Here is a 19982-nt window from a genome sequence, read left to right as displayed (position 1 = left end):
ACGACTAAGACGATCGTCTTCTACTTCTCCCGACGGCACTGGCAAAGGTCAGGCTTGCGAGAACATGACGTTCTGCTGCTCAGGGAGAGATGAAATGCGCCCGATTTTCACCGCGCGTCTTGCGGTACTTTTAACGTCCGTTGCACCCCTGGCCCTGCCGGTCCTGGCGATCGCCCAAACGGCGCAGCCCCAGGCGTCGCCTAGCATCGACGACATCGTCGTCACCGCCCGCCGCTCCGAGGAAAGCATCCAGTCGACGCCTGTGTCCGTCACCGCCTTCAACGCGGATATGCTGCGCGAAGCTAATATCGCAACCACCGCCGACCTGATGATCAAGACGCCCGGCGTCTATCTGTCCGGATCGGGCGGGCGCGAAAATTCGGTGTTCCAGATCCGTGGCCAGTCCAAGGCGTTGAGCGGGTCCAACGCGCCTGCCGTCGTCAGCTATTTTGCCGATGTGCCCGCGCCCACCTTCGGCAGCGGCGTCGCAACCTATGACATGGCATCGGTCCAGGTTCTCAAAGGGCCGCAGGGCACGCTGTTTGGCCGTAACACCACCGGCGGCGCCGTCCTCTATTATCCCGCCGCGCCCGAATATGTCCTGGGCGGCTATGTTGAGGCGGGCTACGGCCGCTATGAACGCAAGCAATTGGAAGGCGCGCTGTCCATCCCGATCGTGGACAACAAGCTGGCGGTACGGGTCGCGGGCCGGTACGAAAAGCGCGACGGTTATACCAAGAATATCGGACTGGGCGGCGACCTGGACGACGTCAATTCCCGCGCGTTCCGCGTGTCCGTGCTGGCCGAACCAGTCGAGGGTTTCAAGAACCTCACTATCTTCGATTGGTATCGCAACAACTACACCGGCGACGCGGTGTTGCTGACCAGCCTGTTCGACAATCCCAGCCTGATCGACCTGTTGGGTCTGCGCAGCGCGATGCAGGAGGCGCTGGCGGCGCAGCAGGCGCGTGTCCCCGCGTCATCGACAGCGACGTGTCCCCCGCAATCAACCGCACCCGCCGCTGGGGCATCACCAACCGCACCGATATCGACCTGAGCGACAGCGGGGTCAGCTTCACCAACATCTTCGGCTATCGCAAAACCTATGTGAACTATAATATCAACACCGACGGCGTGCCGTTGCTGATCACGACTGGCAATCCTGCTGCCGGACTGCCCGCCGGCTTGCCGCTGACCCTGCTGAACGCAGGCGCTGTCAACAACGTCGAACAATATACCAATGAAGTGCAGATCAAGGGCAGCGCGCTTGACGACCGGGTGGACTGGCTGGTGGGCGGATTTTATCTGAAAAGCCAGCCCTACGGCCCGACGGGCAGCGGCAGTTCGATCGCCCAGGTCGTGCTGCCACCTTTCCTGCCGGCCGAAAATTACGGCACCTTCCAATATAATTTCTACACCGAAAAGAGCAAAGCGCTGTTCGGCAACGTCAACATAAAGCTGGATGAAATCGCCCAGGCTCTGCGCTTCAACGCCGGGCTGCGCTACACCTGGGACAAGGAAATCGCCTGTACGGCGACCGACAACACCACCCAGGGGACCGTCCGCCCCAATGAATGCGTATCGACCAACCCGATCCTGATCGGCGCAACCACCAACACCGCCAAATCCGATGCGCCCACCTGGACCGTGGGTTTCGACTGGCAGGTGACGCCCGACCTCTTCACCTATATTTCCACCCGGCGCGGCTATCGCACCGGCGGCATCAATACGCCCACCTTCGGCGGGCGGCTGGCGCCCTATCAGTCCTTCGGGCCGGAACGAGTCACCGACCTGGAACTGGGGGTGCGATCCGACTGGACGCTGGGCGACGTCCGCGTCCGCCTGAACCTGTCGGGCTTTGTGGGCTATTATGACGGGGTGCAGATCGCACTGAGCGGCCTGCTGACCCAGCCGGGCTGCGTTGCGGGCGATCCGGTCTTTGGCGAAGCGCCCTTTTCCCCCGATGGCGATTGCAGCGCGGACAACGATCCGCAGTCGGGCACGATGCTGGCCAATGCCGGCAAGTCGCGCGTCGCGGGGCTGGATTTTGACGGACGCATCCTGTTTTCCGATCGGCTGACCTTCACCTTCGGCGGCAACCTGCTCGACACCAAGACGCGCGAACTGACCGCCCCTGCGCCGATCGCCGCTTATCTCACAACCCAGGAAATCCCGTTCGACCTGGTGGCGAAGGCGACCTTCACGCTGGGCGCGCAATATCGCATCCCACTGGGCGCGATGGGCGATCTCAACGCGTCGGCGGACTATTATCATTCCAGCAAATTGTCCTTCGTCGACACGGCGTTGCCAGCCTATGGCCTGGCCAACATACGGCTGGACTGGCGTAATGTCGGTGGCCGCCCGATCGACGTCGGCGTCACTATGACCAACGTCTTTAACAAGACCTATCAGGCGATCGGTGCCGTATCGGGGGCGGGGTTGGGCTTCAACACAGCTATCTTCGGTCCGCCGCGCCAATATGGCCTGACCCTGCGCTATCGTCTGGGAGAATGAGCATGGCCGACCTCGAAGCGAACAAGGCGGTCGCTCGCCGCTACATGCAGGCGGTGGAAGAGGGGGACGCCGCAACGATCGAAGCGTTGCAGCATCCCGACTGCACATGGTGGATATCAGGCTTTGGCGACATGAGCCGCGCCGATTTCATCGCCAGCGTAACCGGCGGCCTGTTGTCGGCGCAGCGGCGCAGCGCGCAGGTGGTCGGCATCACGGCCGAAGGGGACAGGGTCGCGGTGGAAGTGCGCGGCGAAATGATCTTCCCCGACCGGGTCTATCGCAACGACTATCATAATCTGCTGGTGATCCGCGACGGCCAGATTCTGTCGGGGCGAGAATATATGGACACGCGCGCCGCAGCGGAGGCCTTCGCGCCGTGAGCGGCCCCGTCCCCCTCAACGACTATGACGATGCGGCGGTCGGGCGCATCACCGGCTATGTCGAACACCTGACCGGCGGCAAAGTCGTGGGCCTGGAACGGCTGATCCGTTGGCGCCCTTCCTGGTTCGCCAATGTGGAGGTGGACGGGGTGGTGCGCCGCCTCCACCTGCGCGGCAACCGGGGCGGCGACGTGTCGATCTTTCCCGACCTCAAGCGTGAGGCGGACGTGATCGACCTGCTTCACAGGCAGGGACTGCCGGTACCGGAAATCCATGGCTATCTCGCCGATCCGCCCTGCATCGTCATGGAAGCGATAGCGGGTACGCGCGATTTCTCTACCCTGGACGATGCAACGAGGATCGCGATCGGGCGCGACTATATGCACGCCGTCGCGGCGATGCACCGGCTGCCGATCGAACCCTTCGTCGCGGCCGGGCTACACCAGCCGGACGGTGCCGAGGCGATCGCGCTGGCCGGGCTGGACGCCTATATGCCGCATTATCGGCGCACCAAGAGCCGCCCCGAACCTTTGCTGGCGTTCGTGATCGGCTGGCTGCGTCGCAACGTGCCGGATTACCGCACTCAAGCCAGCTTCATCCAGTTCGATTCGGGCCAATATCTGGTCGATCAGGGCGCGATGACAAAGCTGTATGATTTCGAATTTTCGATGATCGGCGATCCGCTGGTCGATATCGCGACGATGGGGATGCGCGACAGTTTCGAACCGCTGGGCGCGCCGCTGGCGGAACTGGTCGGCTATTATGAAGAGGCGACGGGCGAGCCGGTCGACCATGACGCGGTGCTGTTCCACGTCCTGCAATTTTCCCTGCTGGGCACGATGCAGTTCACCGGGACCGTGGGTGCGCCCAAAGCGGGCGATCCTCATTCGGTCTATCTGATGTTCGACCTGGCACTGCGCCGGTCGATCCTGCTGGCCCTGTCCGCCCTGTCGGGGGTGGCGCTGCCCGATTTGCCGCCACTGGTCGAACGACAGGGTGACAATGCGCCGTTGATGGCCAAGATCGCCGATACGCTGGCCGGACTGGCCATGGCCGACGAAGGGGCGCAGATGCAGAAAAGGCAGGTGGCGGAACTGGTCGAATGGGCGGAGCGCGCCGATGCCCATGGCGCGGATATGGTCGCACGCAACATCGCCGATGTGACGGCGCTGCTGGATCGGCCGTTTCAGGACTGGAACGCGGCCGCCACGGCGCTGGAGGCGTATGTGAACGCTGCCGGGCCGGACGAGGACGCGGCGCTCATCACCCTACTTGGCACGATAGAGGGGCGGCAGCTCCAGCTTTTTGGCCCCACTGCGCTGGGCGTGGCGGCCAGCAATGTGGTGTTGCCGGTCACGCGCAGGGCATGAACAGAACAGGGACAGGCATATGAGCGACAAGATGGTGCTGATGACAGGCGCAACGCGCGGATTGGGGCGTGGCATCGCAAGGGGCCTGGCATCGCGCGGCCATAGGGTCGCCGTCACTGGGCGGGACAGGTTAGAACTGGACGCCGTTGTCGCGGAGATCGACCGGGCCGGGGGCAAAGGGCTGGCGCTGCTCTGCGACCATCGCGACGATGATGCGGTGGCCGCAGCCTTCGCCAAGCTGGCGGAGTGGACCGGCGGCAGGCTGGACCTGCTGGTCAACAATGTCGCGGCCGTACATGCAATGGACCTGATCGCACCGGGAGGTTTCTGGGAAAAGCCACTCCATCTGGCTGACATGATAAATGTCGGCCTGCGATCGGCCTATGTCGCCGCCTATCATGCAGCACCTATGATGGTCGCGGCGGGCAGGGGTCTGATCGCCAGCATATCCTTCTACGGCGCAGTGTCCTATTTCCACGGTCCAGCCTATGGCGCGGCGAAGGCAGGAACGGACAAGATGACCGCCGACATGGCGATCGACCTGGCGCCCCATGGCGTGTCGGCGGTATCCCTGTGGCCCGGTTTCATCCTGACCGATGCGGTTCGCGCCATGCCACCCGAAATGCTGCCCGAAGAGTTGCGCGCGATGTTGCCGTCCTGGGAAACCCCGGAATTTTCCGGCTTGGTCCTCGACCGGTTGATGGACGATCCTGATCTTGCCGCCCTGTCAGGCAAGGCGCTGATCGGCGCGGAACTGGGTGAAGGCTATGGCCTGCGCGATACGGACGGCAAGCAGCCTGTGTCCTACCGCGCAACCATGGGCGCACCACTCAGCTTCCTGCCGAGCTGAAATCAGGCGCGGGGCTGCATCGCGCCAAAGCAGGCCTGCAATTCCACTGCAAACAGCGCAGGCTGCTCGAACGCAGCGAAATGGCCGCCGACCGGCAGTTCGTTCCAGTGGACCAGATCGGAATAGCTGCGTTCGGCCCAGCGGCGCGAGGGGCGAAAGATTTCCTGCGCGAAGATGCTGACACCGACTGGCAGGTCCAGCCGCTGCGCCTTGAACGCGCCCGCGCTTTCCCAGTAAAGCCGCCCCGATGAAGCACCGCTGTTGGTCAGCCAGTAGAGGCTGATGATGTCCAGCATGTCGTCGCGGCTCAGCGCGTCTTCCGCCCGGCCACCATTGTCGGTCCAAGCCTGGAATTTCTCGTAGATCCACGCTGCCTGCCCGACCGGAGAATCCGCCAGCGCATAGCCGACCGTCTGCGGCCTTGTGCCCTGCAACTTGGCATAGCCCGCATCATGGTCCTGATAATATTGCATCCGCTCGACCGTCTTGGCCTCGGCGGGCGTCAGGTCGGCAAAGTCGCCGGCTTCGGGAAAGACCAGCGGCATGTTGAGGTGGACGCCCGCCAGTTCCGGCGGCGCGGCCATGGCGATGGCGGTCGTGACCGCCGCGCCCCAGTCGCCGCCCTGCGCGAAGAAACGATCATAGCCCAGCCGCCGCATCAGCGTGATCCAGGCGTCTGCGATTTTTTCGACGCCCCATCCGGTCGCGATGGGCTTGTCGGAAAAACCATAGCCGGGCAGGGACGGGATGACGAGGTGGAAGGCTGGCGCATCGGCGGTCGCAGGATCGCTGAGCGGGCCGATGACCTTCATGAACTCCAGCACCGATCCGGGCCAGCCATGGGTCAGGATCAGCGGCACGGCATCGGGCCGGGGGCTGCGCACATGCAGGAAATGGATCGCTAGGTCGTCGATCTGCATCATGAACTGGGGCAGGGCGTTGAGCGCCGCCTCACACCGCCGCCAGTCATAGCCATCGGCCCAATAGGTGCACAAGTCGCGCATCGCGGCGATCGGCACGCCCTGGCTCCAGTCCGCAACCGTCTCCGCTGCTGGCCAGCGTGTGTGAACGATCCGCCGATGCAGATCGTCCAGAGCCTCCTGCGGAATGGCCACTGTAAAGGGCGTGATGGAATCCGACATGGCGCTTTTCCCTTATCTTTAGAAAGTGACGCCCAGCGCTTCGACCGTGCCCAAATCCTCGCCCGCGACGAAGATACGCTCGACGATGTGCATCCCCTTTTGCCCCCACTCGTCCATATTGGCGATCCATGCCTGCATCGCATAGGGTGGCCAGCGGCGATAATATTCCCACAATGTCTCGTCGTCCGGTACGCCCTGCGCCCCGGTTTCGATCAGGCAGCGGCGATAATGGCGCAACAGGTCGCGTTCATTGGCGCGCCGCTCCTCGATCGTCAGCGCGCCGAGCAGGAAATAGGTGAAGTCGCGGATCGGCCGCCCCTTGCGTACCAGTTGCCAGTCCAGCCACACCCGCTCGCCGTCGGGGCGCAGATAGCTGTTGCCCTGATGGCTGTCGCCATGGACCAGGCACCATGGTCCCTGTTCCTTATGCTGCGCGAAGTTGACCAGCGCGTCGAACACCGTATGCAGCCGCGACAGGTCGCCCTTGATCCAGCTTGGCAGGAACGCCTGATATTCAGGCATTGCATGGTTTGCTTCCGCAAAACTATACATCATGTGTAGCTGCTGCGCGTCGACTGCCGTCACCATTGACACGGGCAGCCAGTCGGCCGCGTGCAGTACCGGGCTATCCCAGAAGGCACCATGGATTTTCGCCAGGCTGGCGACGGCGCGCGCGGCTTCCTCCACGCCCATATGGTCAGTGCTGACGCCGAAATGGCCGCCCTCGATCGAAAGATCCTCCATCACGACCAGTCCCTGGCCGCTATCATCGCGCGGATCCCACGCCTCGAAGAAGGAGCGGGGCGCGGGGAAGGCGACGAGGCGGCGAAAATCTTCGTAAAACCGGGCTTCCAAACGACAGATGCCCTGGCTTTCGAACTGCGCCCAATTAGCCTTCAGGCATACATTCTCCGGGATACCCGCCGCCTTTCCAACATCGTTGAGCGTCAGCTTGACCTGATATTTGGTCGTGTGGCTGTTGCGCAGGAACACTGCTTCCATCTCCTGCACCACGATGCCGGGATAGCGCGCCTGCATGATCTGTGTCAGCCATTCGGCAGTGACATTCTCCAGCTTTGCAGGGATGCCGACCGGATTTACGAAACTTGTCATGGCATCCATCCCTTATTTCATTTTCTTGAGTTCACGCAGCGCGCGATTGGCCGCGATCCGGCCGGCAATGCCCGACACGCCGCCGCCCGGATGCGCGCCCGCGCCGCCGATCAGAAATCCGGGGAAGGGCGGCTTGGGACCGCCAAAGCCAGTGGCGGGGCGATGCACGCCCGAACGCAGCGCGCCGAAATCGATATGGGTTACACAACCATTGGTGACGTTCAACCGCTTTTCCCGTTCCCGCGCGGTTTCCACGAAACGCCCGACTTCGGTGTCCAGCCCGTCATAATATTCGCCCAGATGGCTGATGACCGATGACATGGTCTTGTCCTTGAGCGCGGGCGACCAGCCCTCGCGCGCATCCACCGCCATGGCAGGCAGATAGACATAGGCCAGCGATCCGCCCGGCGGTGCCTGCGTCGGGTCGCTGTTCGACAGCGGCTGAGCGACATCGCATGGCGATCGGGAATGTCGCCGCGCCGCGCGGTGGCGAAGGATTCGCGTACTTCTTCGGACGTGCCGATCAGGCCGACCGCCTTATTCAGGTCCGCGTCGTCATGGCGCAAATCCTGATGCTTCTTCAGGCGCAATGGTCCCGACATCGCGATATTGGCCAGGAACGGCGCAGCGTTGGACCGGTTTGAGGGCGCATGTTCAATCCGCTGCATTAGTGCGCGATCGACCCCGCCCGGTGTAGTCATGCGCATGGCGGTGCGCGGGTCGCAGGTGGCAATGACCATCTTCGCCGGGATCACCCGGCCATCCTCCAGCCGCACGCCCTTTGCCGCGCCATCATCGACAATGATTTCGGCGACGGGGGCGTTAAGCAGGATCGTCGCACCGGACGCTTCGATGCTGCGCGCCAGCGCGTCGGAAAAGGACTGGAGCGACCCGATCGGCTTGCCAGTGCCATATTTATGCGTGACGGCAAAGATCATATAGGCCGCCGCATTGCCGTCATCATCCACCGGCCCCGCACCCGCCGCGATGCCCAGCAGCAGCGCGATGGTGGCGGGATGTTCGAACCGTTCGCATGCGACCTGATCCGCCGTCGCCTTTGACAGGGCGACCAGTTCGTCCTTCAGCCGCACGTTGCGCACTGCGCTGCCGATGATCTTGGACAGGTTCTTCATGTCCGGCCGACCTGGTTCCGCCATCATCATCGGAAAGCCGATGTCCATCATGACGTTCAGCGTCTTCATGAATTCCAGATAGGCCTTGCCGTCGTTACGGTTGATCCGGGCTATGTCCTCGGCTGTGCGTTTGTAATCGTAAAACAGCGCGATGGAGCTGCCATCGGGGTGCAGATAAGCATAGGTCGGGTCGGGATCGACCGTTTTGAGGCCATATTTGGCCAGCTCGAAATCCTCGATTATGCCGGATTTGCGCGCGAACAGCAGTTCGACGGCGCAGGGCGTCACCAGATGATTGGGCGCTTCGGGGATCATATAGCCCGAACTGGTCATGCCCCCGACCTTGGCCATCCGCTCGACGACCAGCACCTTCTTGCCCTCGCGCGCCAGATAGCCGGCCGCGGCCATGCCATTATGCCCGGCTCCAATGACGACGACGTCCACCTGATCGGTCATGCTCTCTGTCCTCTGTTGCTTCAGGCGGTGGCGGCGGCGGTATAGGCCTTGCCCCATTCCGCCAGCGCCAGCAGGCGGGTTTTGCGGTCGGCCTGGATCTGCGGGATTTTGTCTTCGTCGGGACCATCGGGCACGATCACCAGCGGCTCCTTGCCCAGCATGGCCAGCGCCAGCGCGCACACTTCGGCCGGATCATAAGCGATGCTATAATCCATCCCCAGCCCTTCGGTCGCGCGGCGCAGGGTGGGCGTGTCCATGATCGGCGCAGCGACGCCGACAATGTCGATATTCTGGCCGTCAAGTTCGGCCCAGAGCGATTCCACGAAGTTCAATTCGAACGCCTTGGTCGCCGAATACATCGCCAACCATGGCTGTCCGCCCAGGCCTGCGCCCGACGACATGATGACGAAACCGCCCTTGCCGCGCGCCTGGAACCGGTTGCCAAAACCATGGACGGCCTCCAGCACATTGGCCGCGTTCATGGTCAGCAGGCGCAGCGACCGTTTGACCGGCACGCCAAAGAAGCTGTTGCCCGCGCCGTCCGCGCCCGCGTTGGAGATATAGAGGCCGATATCCAGATCGGCCGTCGCCTCCACCAGGCGCGATCCCTCGCCCGTTTCCGTCAGGTCGGCGGTCAATGCGCGAAAGGCGATGCCATGTTCTGCGGCCAGTTCCTGCCCTAGCGCTTCCAGCGCAGGCAGGCGGCGCGACACCAGCACCAGGTTGATGCCCATGGCGGCCAGTTGCCGCGCATAGCAGGCGCCGGTGCCTTCCGAAGCACCCGCGATGACGGCCCAGGGACCATAAGCCGCAGCGAAGGCGGCGGCATCGAAAGCAGGCAAGTCGATCTTACGCATCGGATGAAAATCCTCTCTTGGTGCCAGCCGTTCGCCGGCTCTCTGATGGCTAGCGCCAGACCCTATAAGGCAATTGTCTTCACTCTGCCTATCGGGAGGCAGGGGGACTTCCCAAAGCAGCAGATGAAATCCCACCGACAATTGGCCATTGCATATAACGACAATAATGTCATTACATATCCAAGCGGATGGAGGGGAGCCGATCATGCCGGTCGAAATGATGCAGACACACAGGCGCGTCGTCCAAGTGATGGACCCTGTCAGGGTTGCGGCATCGCTGCGGCCCTTGCTGGAACGCTATGCCGACGATTGTGAGCGGCAACGGCGGATCGTGGCACCAGTGATGGCGGGGCTACAGGAATCCGGCCTTTTTCACATCACGGCGCCACGCCGTGCTGGCGGGCCTGGCCATCGCCTCATCACCCATATCGAAACGGTGGCGGAACTGGCCAAAGGCTGTGTCGGCACCGCCTGGGCCTATGGCTTGCTGTCGGGGATCACTGGCACCGCTCTGGCCCTGCCATCGTCGGCAACCGACCTGCTGTTCCGCACTGGGGACGAACTGTTTTGCAGCGCTTCGGCCCTGACCGGCAAGGCGGTGGCGGTGGCGGGCGGCTATCGCGTGTCGGGCCGCTGGGGCTATGGATCGGGCTGCCTACACGCCGATTGGGCGCTCAATGGGGTCATGGTCGACACGGCGCAAGGGGGCGAAGCGGCCATGGCCTTCCTCGACCTGCGCGATGCGGCATGCCGGATCGAGAATAACTGGCACGTCGCAGGCATGGCCGGGTCGGGCAGCAACATGATCGTTGCGGACGACCTTTTCGTGCCCGAAGCGCTGGTCCTGTGGACGGGCCGCGCGCCATCGGCCGATCTGCTGCTAACGATGGCAGGGCTGGAGCCGCGCGACCGCTGGCCTATGGAGCCGCTGTTTCCGCTGGGCGTACTGGCACCGATGCTAGGCGCGGCGAGCGCTCTGCTGGAGGGCGTGACGCAGGCGATGGCCGGGCGGCCCGTGGTGGGGTGGACTTATGCCAGCCAGGGCGGGTCGGAGGCGCTGGTCGGCCTGATGGGCCGGGCGGCGATAGAGATCGATTCGGCTTGGCTCCACATCCGCCGAGCCGCCGCGCTGCTGGACGATAGCGCGCAGCAACGGGTGCTGACCGGCTATGACAAGGCGCAGATCCAGGCCGATTGCGGCTATGCGATGGAATTGCTGCGCGCGGCGGGCAACCGCTTGATGGACGTGGCGGGGCCGGGCGCCTTTGCGCTGGCCAGCCCGCTCCAGCGCCTCTGGCGCGACCTCAATGTCGGCACCCGCCACAATGCGCTCAACGCGCCGCTGTCGATCGAGCTGTACGGCCGCGCGATTGCGGGCATGCCGTCCAACATCCGCCTGCTGCCGGACATTGCGCCCGCACCCGCTTGGGCAACAGCATAACAACAGGAGAGAATGGATGCCGATACCCACGACGCAGGAGATAGCGACATTTCTGACCAGCCAAGCCATCATGTTCAGCGAAGGCCGAATCGATGATTTCATGGCTGCCTTCCGCGCCATAGCGCCGGGCGGGTTCAAGGTGCAGGATCCTGCGACGGCCCCGGTGGAGGCGGGGTGGGACAAGCTGGAGGCGCTATGCGACCAGTTTCTCGGCTGGCAGTTGGTGGTGGAGGATGTGAAGGTCAGCGGCAACGAAGCGGTCATCTACGTCCGCAACGAAGGTGTGCATGACGGGCATCCGATGAAGGTCTACAGCATAGAACATTATGTGTTCGGCGACGATGGCAGCCTGCTTGCGCGCTATTTCCATCCGATGCAGTAGCAGGCCATGTCCGAGACCACATCCGTCCCGCCCGCCATCGACCCGCGCAGCCGGGCGGCGGCGTTGCGGCGGGAACGGATGCGCGACCGGCTGCTCGACACGGTATTCGACCTGTATCAGCCGGGTCAGGCGAACGGCCATCTGGTGATCGACGACGTGATCCAGGCGGCCGCCGTGTCGCGCGGCAGTTTCTACAAATATTTCGAATCGCTGGAAGCCGCCGTCGATGCGCTGGGCGAGCGGCTGACGGCGGGCATGATCGGCGATTATCGTCGGCTGTTCGATGACGATGACGCCCCGTTGCTGCGCGCGGTGGGCGGCGTGGCGATCACAATGTTGCGCGCCTGGCATGATCCGCGCTGGAGCGGCTTTACCTGTCGCGTAGATTATGTCAATTATTTCGAACGCGCCAGCAGCTTTGACCTTATGGTCCGCGATGCGCTCGACGATGCCCGGCAGAAGGGGCAGATGGATTTCGCTTCCAGCGACATGGCCGTCGACCTTATCGTCGGGGTCACGATCGAAGCGCGGCGGCGGCTGATGCGGGGAGGCATGGCTCCGCGTTCCTATATGGACGAAATGCTCTTGCGGACTTTCAGGGCGCTGGATGCTTCGCCCGTCATGCTGGCTGCGGCGTTCGACACGGTGTGGCTACGGCTGGCGCGCGACGGGCCGAGTCTTGACTGGTGGTCGGTGGGGCAGGGCGTTCCGGTCGGCTAAAGCGGGCTCGTCCCGCCGAACGATCAAGAATCAAGCGGCGTCCAGCATGGGGTGCCTGCTTTTTCCAGCGGCCCGCACTGCGCCACGCGGGTCGCGCCATTGTCCGCGATCAGGATCATCCAGTCGCCGGTGTCGCCGCAACCAATGGCCCAGACCGCATTGGTGCCGATGTCGCCCCGAAACAGCGAACGCTTCGTACTTGTACAGACCTCGCCTGCATCATGCATCAGCTTGGCGAAGGATTGCGTTCGTCCGGGCGCATCCCTTTCCTCGATCGCATTGCTGTAGCGGTTTCGGCTGCTGCCAGTGCGATGCGCTTCGGCGATGGCGATGGATGCGCCCAGCGTCGCGGCAATCACGCCGGTCGGGACCAGCGTCCATAACAATGCCCGGCGCAGGTCGCCGCCGCTATGGCCACACGCAATGCAGCCGGTTCCAAAGCCATCGATCGGCGCGCGACATTTCGGGCAGTTCATGACTCCGCACTAGCCTGCATCCCTCTCGCTCGACCCTATCCCTCGACAGGCGCAGTTGGGGCTCGGCGCAATCATTCTATAGACTATGGAATTGCCCAACCTCCCACCGGCCATAGCGCCGTCTTTGCCGCCATCGGGCGGAATGATGGGGGAACCGTTGCGTTCGCCCTCCACCCTGCGGCAGGCGGTGGTCGATCGCCTGCGCGACGCCATCGTGTCCGGCACTATCGCGCCCGGCACCTTGCTACGCGAAACCGCACTCGCCGCCAGTCTGAACGTCAGCGCCACGCCGATCCGTGAGGCGCTTGGCACGCTGGCATCCGAAGGATTGGTGGAGATCGAGGCGCATAGGTTGAAGCGCGTCACCCCGATTGATTTCCCCGCGACCCGCGACCTGTTGCGCGTGCAATGGGAATTGTGGCGGCTGGGCTATGCCTGGGGGATGGGCCATATCGGCGCAGGGCAAGCAGTCCTGCTCGATCAGGCAATCGCTGACTATCGCACGGCGCTGGACGGGGACGACTATGCCGGAGCGATTGCCGCTGGGCTGGATTTCCACACCATCTTCATCACCGCGTCGGCGAACCGCGAACTGCTGCGCTCGACCCTTGACCGGCGCGGTCTGATCGCCCGCTTCATCCTGCTGCATGGCCTCCAGACGCTGACGACGATTGGCCTGGAACAGCATCAGGCGATCCTCGCGGCGTTCAAGGCGGGCGACCATCCCGGCGTGCTGGCCTGCCTCGATCGCATGGCCACGCGCCTGATCGCCATCGCAGATGCAGGCTGCCCGGCCGCATCCGATCACCCTTCCCGATAAGCAAGAGAGACACAGGACATGGATTTCGAACTGCCAGAGGAATATCGTTCCTTTCAGGACATGGCGCGGCGCTGGATCGACAAGGAAGTGCCCAAGGAATGGGCGCGCGCGCTGGAAAAGGACGAACACAACTACCCCTTCGCGCTGTGGGACAAATTCACCGAAGCGGGCTTTCACGGCATCGGCATATCGGAGGAGTATGACGGGCAAGGCGGCGATGTTGTCATGCAGATGCTGCTGGCGCGCGAACTGGCCCGGTCGCTGGGTGGCCTCGCCTGGATCTGGGGCATCACCAGCTTTGCCGGGTCGAAATCGATCGGCCTTTATGGGTCGCCCGAACAAAAGGCGAAATATCTGCCGCTGATCGCCACCGGGCAATTGAAGGCCGCGATCGCCTTTACCGAGCCGAGCGGCGGCACCGACCTGTTGGGCGCGATGACCACGACAGCCGAACGGGTCGAGGGGGGCTGGAAACTCAATGGCGAAAAGATCTGGTCCTCCTCCGCCCATGTCGCCGACTATCTGCTGGTGATCGCGCGCAGCGACAAGGACGCTGAAAAGAAGCACCAGGGGCTGACCCTGTTCTGGGTGCCGATCAACACAGCGGGCGTGAAGATCACCCCGCTCGCCAAACTCGGTATGCGCTCGATGGGCAGTTGCTCGGTGCATTTCGAGGACGCCTTCGTCGCCGACGAACAGGTGCTGGGGGAACCGCACAAGGCCTGGTACATGCTGCTGCCCACGCTCAACAATGAACGGATCATGGTCGGCGCCTTCTGCCTTGGCGTCATCGACGGCGTGCTGGAAGATGCGCTCGATTATATGAAGCAGCGCAAGGCGTTCGGCGGGGTCATCGGCCGATTCCAGAGCTTGCAACATTATGTCGCCGACATTGCGACCATGCAGAAGACCACCGAACTAATGCTGCATTTCTGCGCCGACAAACAGGCGCGCGGCGAAAATGTCGGGGTGGAGGCCAATATGCTCAAACTCATGGCATCGGAAAACGCCAATGCCGCCGCAGACCTGGGCATCCAGATATTGGGCGGGATGGGCTATTCCGCCGAAACCGACATGCAGCGTTACTGGCGCGACAGCCGACTGTGGCGGATCGGCCCTATCACCAATGAAATGGTGCGCAACGGCATCGCCGAAAGCCTAGGGCTGCCGCGTTCCTTCTGAACCCCGGCCCTTCTGAAAGACAGGTGAAATGGCGGGGGCGGGCGCGCAGTCTCCCCGCCGATCAAGGAGACAGACGATCATGATGTTCCCCCCGCAACCCATTCCCGACCATGTGCCGGCCGATCTGGTCAAGCCCGACTTTCCCTTCATCTTTGGCATGACGACGAACCGCGATCCGTTCGACGATATGGCGATGGCGGTGCATGAAGGCCCCGACATCATCTATGCGCCTCACGCCTATCCGGGCGGAACCGCAGCCTGGGTGCCACGGCGCATGGCGCATCTGCGCGCCATTTACCTGGACACCGAACATTTTTCGTCGACCGATTTTTCCCCCTATTCCAAACTGGTCGGCGGCAACTGGATTAATTCGCCCGCTGAGTTGGACCCGCCCGCCCATGGCCCGTTCCGCCAGATGGTAAACCCGGCCTTCACGCCCAAGGCGATGGCCGCGCTGGAGGGCAAGATCCGTCAATATGCGATCGAATATATCGACGCGTTCGCCGCGCTCGGTTCGTGCGAATTCATGAGCGAGTTCGCGTTCGAATTTCCGATCAAGGTGTTCATGGATCTGATGGGGCTGCCGCATGACCGGGTAGCGGAATTCATGGAGTGGGAAAAGAACCTGCTCCACAATCACGACCTCGCGCAGATTGCCGAGGCCACACGCAGCGTGCTCGATTATCTGGGCGGGGAGATTGACGATCGACGCGCCAATCCGCGCGACGACCTTATCAGCTTCGGGGTGCAGGGTCGGATCGGCGATCGGCCACTGACGCAGGATGAACTGCTGGGCTTTATGTTCAACCTGTTCATCGGCGGGCTTGATACCGTCTCGACCAATATGGGTCTGCATTTCCGACATCTGGGCAGCGCGATGGAGGATCAGGCGCATCTGCGCGCCAATCCGTCCGACATCCCGCATGCGATTGATGAACTGATGCGGGCCTATGGCGCGGTCACGACCTTTCGCACCTGCATCAAGGAAACGGAAGTCGCCGGCGTGCGCTTCATGCCGGGGGAAAAGGTCGCGATGTCGACCACGCTCGCGGGCCGCGATCCGGCCGAGTTCGATGCGCCGACACAGGTGCGGCTAGACCGTAAGCCACGCCATGTCGGCTTTGGCTTTGGTATCCATACCTGTGTGGGCATGCATCTGGCGCGGCGGGAATTACGGATCGCGATGGAGGAATTTCTCGCCCGCATCCCGCAATTCCGTATTGCGCCGGGTCACACGGTCGAATGCCATCTGGGCATGATCCAGCCCGTCGCACTCCCGCTGGTCTGGACCCCTGCCGCCTGATCGATGGCGGGCGTTCGTCTCGCGACGGACGCCCTATAGGTCCAGGCAGGCTGCGTCAAAATCCAGGCGCGGGTTCCGCGGATGCAGCGCTTCGGCTCGGCCATAGCCGATATTGCACAGGAAATTAGCTTTCCACCGTCCATCGGGGAAAAATTCACTGTCCACGCCCGCCGCGTCGAAGCCCGACATCGGCCCGCAATCCAGCCCCAGCGTTCGCGCCGACATGATGAGATAAGCGCCCTGCAAGGTCGATGACCGCGCCACCGTCTCGGCGATCAGCGCATCCTTCCCCTCGAACACGCTCCGCATGTCGCGGGACGGGAACAGGGTAGCATATTCCTCGTAAAATCGCGTGTCCCCCGCGATGATGACGGTGCAGGGCGCCTGCGCGACCTTATCGACATTGCCCGCATTGATGTGCGGCATCAGCCGCGCCTTCGCCTCCGCCGAACGAATGAAGACGAACCGTGCGGGATTGCTGTTCGCAGTCGTCGGCCCCCATTTGGCCAGATCGTAGAGCGTGCGCACCATCGCGCCGGTAAGGGGCTGGTCGGTCCAGCCATTATGGGTACGCGCCTGCCGGAACAGCCGGTCCAATATGTCGGTCATGGAGCTCCCCAACTCGGCGCTTCGCCAGCAAGTATGTCGTCCGCCTCCCTGCCAAGCGCCTCCCGGTCCGCTCGGTTCCACACCCGATGATCGCCCCGCGCATAGCCGCGCGCATTGTCGCGATAGAGCAGCGCGTCGATCACATGGTCGCGCAATTTGTCGATTTGGCGCACGACCCGGCCAGGCGTTCCCATCACCAGCGAATGGGCCGGTACAATTGTATCGGGGGGCAGGAAACTATGCCCCGCCACGATTGACCCATGGCCAATGACGCATCGTTCCATGATCGTTGCCCCAACCCCGACCAGGCAGGCCGGTTCGATCGTGCAGCCATGCACCACGGCGCGGTGGCCGATGGTGCAATAATCGCCGATGACGGTCGGATCGTCCCAGCCGATATGGACCATCGCATGATCCTGCACGCTTGCGCAGCGGCCCACCGAGACGAACGCCCGCTCGCACCGGATGACGGCATAGGGCCATAGGCTGCAATCCTCACCCAGCCGAACGTCGCCGAAGAGGCGAACGGTCGGATCGACATAGGCGGGGGACATCGCGATCATCCTTCAACCGACAGCAGCGCCGCCCACTCGGTCGAGCGGGCGGCGCCGAGGGTCAATAGGCGCCCGGCGGCGAAATCGGGTCCGCACCAGTCAAGGCGCGACCGAAGATTTCGTAGCCTATGGTCGGGATATTCTGGATATGCCGTGTCGCCATCGACACGTCGCGCCAATAGCGATTGATCGGCTTGTCCAGCGCGAAGGCCGAAGACCCCACCTGGAACATCAGCGATTCGCTCGCCCCATGGACCAGTTCGATCATTTGCGCGCCTGCTGCCCGGTGCTTGGCCTTCTCCGCCATAGTGAATTCCTCGCCCAGGCCGACCCGGTCGAGCTTAGCGGTCAGGTCGAACAGGATCAGCTTCGCCGTGTCGATCATCGCGGCGGCCTCGCCCAGGTCGCGCATATAGGCGCCGGAACTTGTGCGCGGACCGATGATGGTGGTCAGCACCGGCTTCTTGGGCGCTTCTGCCCGCACGATTTCCAGCATCGCCTCCACTGCGCCGATCAACTGCGCGATGCCGGTCGTGCGTACGACCGGAACGGCGGGCAGCAGGTCGGACGGCGCACCGAAATGGCGCTTGGTCGGGTCGATCTGGCCGGTTCTCTCGGTCATCAGCGCCATCTGCGCGTCGGGAATGAACACGTCCTTGGCGATCGCGGTGTCGGACCCGGTGCCCTGCATCCCCGACACGAACCAGCTGTCCTCGATCGTCATCGCGTCCATCGGCAGGTAGCACATGTTGATGCCCGGAACGACGGGACCGTCATAATCTTCCAGCACCACGCCCTGCTGCGCCCAGGTCGACTGGCGTGACCCGGACATATAGGGCCATTTCCCATTGATGATCCAGCCGCCATCGACCTTGCGCGCCTTGCCGGGCGGGTTGTACGCGCCGCACACCGTCTGCGGACCGTCGGCGAACACCGCATCCTGCACGCCATCAGGGGCCAGGCTGGTGATCCAGCTGGTGCCGTTGATGATCTGCATAACCCAGCTGATCGCTGGATCGCCTTTCGCGATTTCGATCTGTACGCGGCAGAAATCGGTCGGCGACAGGCCAAAACCGCCCAGACGCTGCGGCACCAGCAGGCGCAGGAAGCCTTCGTCCTTCAGCATCTTGTCGACCGCCGGGGTCGGACAGCGCTGTTTTTCGCCGGCAGGCGCCTCGCTCTGAAGGAAATCGCGCAGGCTGCGCGCCTTTTCGACCAGCGCGTCAGCCACGCTCTTGTCGGCGAAGCCGACCTTGGTGGTAGATTCTAACTTTGCCAGGGTAGCCATCAGTTCATCCTCTCTTGTGTTCGGCATGGTGGCCGGCGATTTGCAGCGCCCATTCGCACAACCGGTCGGCGCCCCGTTCCAAATGGCCAGCCATTGCGGCGTGGCCGGAATGATGAGGGTGCTCAGTTGCAACCGCACCATCGTGTCGCAGAAAATGTCGCGGTCCAGGCGACTGCCCGTCAGCATCTCGAAATGGTCGAGTACCGGGTCCAGCGCCTGCTGCACGGCGGCCTTGTGGCGGCTGAAATGACTGCGCAGGAAATTGAGGTGGAAGGCCGGTTCGACCTCGAATATGCCGTCGGGCGACCGTTCGATGGTGAAGCGGCCGTAAAAGCGCATCACCGCGCGGAACCGCTCGATCGGGTCGGCTATGCCTTGACCCGCTTCGATAATCCCCTTTTCAAAACTGCTGCATATATATTCGCTGACTGCCGCCAGAACGTCCTCCTTGGACGTGAAATAGCGGTAAAGCGTGCCGCGCGACACGCCGCTCGCCTCGCTGATGTCGCTCATCGACAGGCGCCGCGCACCGATGCTGCCGATCGCGCGCAACGTGCCATCCAGGATTTTCTGGACGCTGCCGGATTGATCGGTGGCGACGATATCGCTCCAGTCGGTGTGCGGCATCAATTTCATGTCTGGGCTTCCATCTCGGCAAGATTGTGCGGAACGCTCACATAGCCGGGCAGATGCTGCCCGCCATCCACGTTGATCAGCTCGCCATTGACGAAACGCGACATGTCCGACGCCAGGAACAGCACCACCGGGCCGATATCCAGTTCCGGGTCGCCCGCGCGCTTCAACGGATTGCTGGCGGTCGCCATGTCCAGAAAGCCCGGCACGTCCTGCACCAGTTGCGCGAAAACCTGGCCCATGCCGGTCGGCGCGATCGCATTGGTGCGGATGTTGAACCGCCCCCATTCCACCGCCGCACTGCGGGTCAGGCCCATGATCGCGCCCTTGTTCATATTATAATCGGCATGCAGCCAGGCACCGGTCTGCGCATCGATCGAATAGAAGTTGACGATCGACCCGCCGCCCCGCGCCTTCATATGTGGAAAGGCGGCGCGCATCGCCCACCAACTGCCCCAGGTGCCGATTTCCAGCGTACGCTTGAGCATCTCGTCGGTCTTCTGTTCCAGCAGGACGTTGTCCGACAGCAGCGAGGCGTTGTTGACGAGAATATCGATACCGCCAAATTCGGCGACGGCGCGGTCGATCATCGCTTCTACGTCCGCCTTGACGCCGACATCGGCGGACATGCCGACGGCGCGCACGCCAAACTCCGCCGAAATCTCTGCCGCTACCGCTTCCGCCGCCGCGCCGTCGCGCCCGGTGATGAGCAGATGCGCGCCCTCCCGCGCCAAGCAGCGTGATATGCCATGGCCCAAC

The 19982-nt window shown here is 63.1% G+C and carries 21 protein-coding genes; 11 read left to right on the top strand and 10 right to left on the bottom strand.

Going from position 1 to position 19982, the window contains the following annotated elements:
* Window positions 1-94: 94 nt before the first annotated feature.
* From BF95_RS28830 to BF95_RS06830, 5 genes are read left to right on the top strand one after another with little or no spacing between them, the layout of a single operon-like run.
* Complete coding sequence (locus tag BF95_RS28830) at window positions 95-1057, top strand: TonB-dependent receptor plug domain-containing protein (RefSeq protein ID WP_235209608.1); 963 nt, start codon at window positions 95-97, stop codon at window positions 1055-1057.
* Window positions 994-2514, top strand: a complete 1521-nt coding sequence (locus BF95_RS28825) for a TonB-dependent receptor domain-containing protein (RefSeq protein ID WP_235209607.1) — start codon at window positions 994-996, stop codon at window positions 2512-2514. The genes BF95_RS28830 and BF95_RS28825 overlap by 64 nt, the downstream gene beginning before the upstream one ends.
* Window positions 2515-2516: 2 nt before the next feature.
* Window positions 2517-2894 (top strand): nuclear transport factor 2 family protein, encoded by a 378-nt coding sequence (locus tag BF95_RS06840; RefSeq protein ID WP_037473643.1) that lies wholly within the window; start codon window positions 2517-2519, stop codon window positions 2892-2894.
* A complete protein-coding gene (locus tag BF95_RS06835; RefSeq protein WP_043150287.1) occupies window positions 2891-4264 on the top strand; it encodes a phosphotransferase in 1374 nt (457 codons plus the stop codon). The genes BF95_RS06840 and BF95_RS06835 overlap by 4 nt, the downstream gene beginning before the upstream one ends.
* Before the next feature lie 19 nt (window positions 4265-4283).
* Window positions 4284-5114 carry an SDR family NAD(P)-dependent oxidoreductase gene (locus BF95_RS06830; RefSeq protein ID WP_043150285.1) on the top strand — a complete coding sequence of 277 codons (831 nt, stop codon included), beginning with the start codon at window positions 4284-4286 and terminating at the stop codon, window positions 5112-5114.
* 2 nt (window positions 5115-5116) lie between these two features.
* On the opposite strand, the gene BF95_RS06825 is transcribed toward BF95_RS06830, so the two are convergent.
* From BF95_RS06825 to BF95_RS06810, 5 genes are read right to left on the bottom strand one after another with little or no spacing between them, the layout of a single operon-like run.
* Window positions 5117-6256: an epoxide hydrolase family protein gene (locus BF95_RS06825; protein ID WP_043150283.1), complete on the bottom strand. Its 1140-nt coding sequence runs from the start codon at window positions 6254-6256 to the stop codon at window positions 5117-5119.
* Between the two features lie 18 nt (window positions 6257-6274).
* Window positions 6275-7369: a phosphotransferase gene (locus tag BF95_RS06820; RefSeq protein ID WP_043150335.1), complete on the bottom strand. Its 1095-nt coding sequence runs from the start codon at window positions 7367-7369 to the stop codon at window positions 6275-6277.
* Between the two features lie 12 nt (window positions 7370-7381).
* Window positions 7382-7594: a hypothetical protein gene (locus BF95_RS28820; protein WP_235209606.1), complete on the bottom strand. Its 213-nt coding sequence runs from the start codon at window positions 7592-7594 to the stop codon at window positions 7382-7384.
* Complete coding sequence (locus tag BF95_RS06815; protein WP_235209605.1) at window positions 7591-8958, bottom strand: phytoene desaturase family protein; 1368 nt, start codon at window positions 8956-8958, stop codon at window positions 7591-7593. The genes BF95_RS28820 and BF95_RS06815 overlap by 4 nt, the downstream gene beginning before the upstream one ends.
* A gap of 20 nt (window positions 8959-8978) precedes the next feature.
* Window positions 8979-9815, bottom strand: a complete 837-nt coding sequence (locus BF95_RS06810) for an SDR family NAD(P)-dependent oxidoreductase (protein WP_043150282.1) — start codon at window positions 9813-9815, stop codon at window positions 8979-8981.
* A gap of 205 nt (window positions 9816-10020) precedes the next feature.
* On the opposite strand from BF95_RS06810, the gene BF95_RS06805 reads away from it, so the two are divergent.
* From BF95_RS06805 to BF95_RS06795, 3 genes are read left to right on the top strand one after another with little or no spacing between them, the layout of a single operon-like run.
* Window positions 10021-11256, top strand: a complete 1236-nt coding sequence (locus BF95_RS06805; RefSeq protein ID WP_043150280.1) for an acyl-CoA dehydrogenase family protein — start codon at window positions 10021-10023, stop codon at window positions 11254-11256.
* Window positions 11257-11272: 16 nt separating this feature from the next.
* Window positions 11273-11638, top strand: coding sequence for a hypothetical protein (locus tag BF95_RS06800; RefSeq protein ID WP_043150278.1), 366 nt, complete (start codon window positions 11273-11275; stop codon window positions 11636-11638).
* Between the two features lie 6 nt (window positions 11639-11644).
* Entirely contained in the window at window positions 11645-12358 is a 714-nt protein-coding gene (locus tag BF95_RS06795; protein WP_043150276.1) for a TetR/AcrR family transcriptional regulator, read from the top strand.
* Window positions 12359-12381: 23 nt separating this feature from the next.
* Here BF95_RS06795 and BF95_RS06790 read toward each other — a convergent pair whose 3' ends face one another.
* Window positions 12382-12834, bottom strand: a complete 453-nt coding sequence (locus tag BF95_RS06790) for a hypothetical protein (RefSeq protein ID WP_235209604.1) — start codon at window positions 12832-12834, stop codon at window positions 12382-12384.
* 157 nt (window positions 12835-12991) lie between these two features.
* Here BF95_RS06790 and BF95_RS06785 point away from each other — a divergent pair, with 157 nt between their 5' ends.
* The 3 genes from BF95_RS06785 to BF95_RS06775 all read left to right on the top strand — a co-directional run bounded on the left by BF95_RS06785 (window position 12992) and on the right by BF95_RS06775 (window position 16139).
* On the top strand, window positions 12992-13654 hold the full coding sequence (locus tag BF95_RS06785) for a GntR family transcriptional regulator (RefSeq protein WP_235209603.1): 663 nt from the start codon (window positions 12992-12994) through the stop codon (window positions 13652-13654).
* Window positions 13655-13672: 18 nt separating this feature from the next.
* Entirely contained in the window at window positions 13673-14836 is a 1164-nt protein-coding gene (locus tag BF95_RS06780) for an acyl-CoA dehydrogenase family protein (protein ID WP_037476407.1), read from the top strand.
* Between the two features lie 79 nt (window positions 14837-14915).
* Window positions 14916-16139, top strand: a complete 1224-nt coding sequence (locus tag BF95_RS06775) for a cytochrome P450 (protein ID WP_043150274.1) — start codon at window positions 14916-14918, stop codon at window positions 16137-16139.
* A gap of 33 nt (window positions 16140-16172) precedes the next feature.
* Here the strand turns inward: BF95_RS06775 and BF95_RS06770 are convergent, their stop codons facing one another.
* The 4 genes from BF95_RS06770 to BF95_RS06750 all read right to left on the bottom strand — a co-directional run bounded on the left by BF95_RS06770 (window position 16173) and on the right by BF95_RS06750 (window position 19957).
* Window positions 16173-16748 (bottom strand): malonic semialdehyde reductase, encoded by a 576-nt coding sequence (locus tag BF95_RS06770; RefSeq protein ID WP_043150272.1) that lies wholly within the window; start codon window positions 16746-16748, stop codon window positions 16173-16175.
* Window positions 16745-17302, bottom strand: coding sequence for a gamma carbonic anhydrase family protein (locus BF95_RS06765; protein WP_043150329.1), 558 nt, complete (start codon window positions 17300-17302; stop codon window positions 16745-16747). Before BF95_RS06765 ends, BF95_RS06770 begins: the two co-directional genes overlap by 4 nt.
* 61 nt (window positions 17303-17363) lie before the next feature.
* On the bottom strand, window positions 17364-19226 hold the full coding sequence (locus BF95_RS06760) for a TetR family transcriptional regulator (RefSeq protein ID WP_235209602.1): 1863 nt from the start codon (window positions 19224-19226) through the stop codon (window positions 17364-17366).
* Window positions 19223-19957, bottom strand: a complete 735-nt coding sequence (locus BF95_RS06750; protein ID WP_235209601.1) for an SDR family NAD(P)-dependent oxidoreductase — start codon at window positions 19955-19957, stop codon at window positions 19223-19225. Before BF95_RS06750 ends, BF95_RS06760 begins: the two co-directional genes overlap by 4 nt.
* Window positions 19958-19982: the final 25 nt, after the last annotated feature.

The organism is Sphingobium sp. Ant17 (assembly GCF_000588875.1).
Taxonomy (GTDB): domain Bacteria; phylum Pseudomonadota; class Alphaproteobacteria; order Sphingomonadales; family Sphingomonadaceae; genus Sphingobium.
The sequence above is the reverse complement of the archived record's forward strand: the minus strand, read 5'-3'. Positions and strand labels throughout refer to the sequence as shown.

Excerpts from the sequence above, each read along its gene's own strand:
- BF95_RS28830 (WP_235209608.1), top strand. The coding sequence starts at position 95 with ATGCGCCCGATTTTCACCGCGCGTCTTGCGGTACTTTTAACGTCCGTT.
- BF95_RS06840 (WP_037473643.1), top strand. The coding sequence starts at position 2,517 with ATGGCCGACCTCGAAGCGAACAAGGCGGTCGCTCGCCGCTACATGCAG.
- BF95_RS06830 (WP_043150285.1), top strand. The coding sequence starts at position 4,284 with ATGAGCGACAAGATGGTGCTGATGACAGGCGCAACGCGCGGATTGGGG.
- BF95_RS06825 (WP_043150283.1), bottom strand. The coding sequence starts at position 6,256 with ATGTCGGATTCCATCACGCCCTTTACAGTGGCCATTCCGCAGGAGGCT.
- BF95_RS06820 (WP_043150335.1), bottom strand. The coding sequence starts at position 7,369 with ATGACAAGTTTCGTAAATCCGGTCGGCATCCCTGCAAAGCTGGAGAAT.
- BF95_RS06815 (WP_235209605.1), bottom strand. The coding sequence starts at position 8,958 with ATGACCGATCAGGTGGACGTCGTCGTCATTGGAGCCGGGCATAATGGC.
- BF95_RS06810 (WP_043150282.1), bottom strand. The coding sequence starts at position 9,815 with ATGCGTAAGATCGACTTGCCTGCTTTCGATGCCGCCGCCTTCGCTGCG.
- BF95_RS06805 (WP_043150280.1), top strand. The coding sequence starts at position 10,021 with ATGCCGGTCGAAATGATGCAGACACACAGGCGCGTCGTCCAAGTGATG.
- BF95_RS06800 (WP_043150278.1), top strand. The coding sequence starts at position 11,273 with ATGCCGATACCCACGACGCAGGAGATAGCGACATTTCTGACCAGCCAA.
- BF95_RS06795 (WP_043150276.1), top strand. The coding sequence starts at position 11,645 with ATGTCCGAGACCACATCCGTCCCGCCCGCCATCGACCCGCGCAGCCGG.
- BF95_RS06790 (WP_235209604.1), bottom strand. The coding sequence starts at position 12,834 with ATGAACTGCCCGAAATGTCGCGCGCCGATCGATGGCTTTGGAACCGGC.
- BF95_RS06780 (WP_037476407.1), top strand. The coding sequence starts at position 13,673 with ATGGATTTCGAACTGCCAGAGGAATATCGTTCCTTTCAGGACATGGCG.
- BF95_RS06775 (WP_043150274.1), top strand. The coding sequence starts at position 14,916 with ATGATGTTCCCCCCGCAACCCATTCCCGACCATGTGCCGGCCGATCTG.
- BF95_RS06770 (WP_043150272.1), bottom strand. The coding sequence starts at position 16,748 with ATGACCGACATATTGGACCGGCTGTTCCGGCAGGCGCGTACCCATAAT.
- BF95_RS06765 (WP_043150329.1), bottom strand. The coding sequence starts at position 17,302 with ATGTCCCCCGCCTATGTCGATCCGACCGTTCGCCTCTTCGGCGACGTT.
- BF95_RS06760 (WP_235209602.1), bottom strand. The coding sequence starts at position 19,226 with ATGAAATTGATGCCGCACACCGACTGGAGCGATATCGTCGCCACCGAT.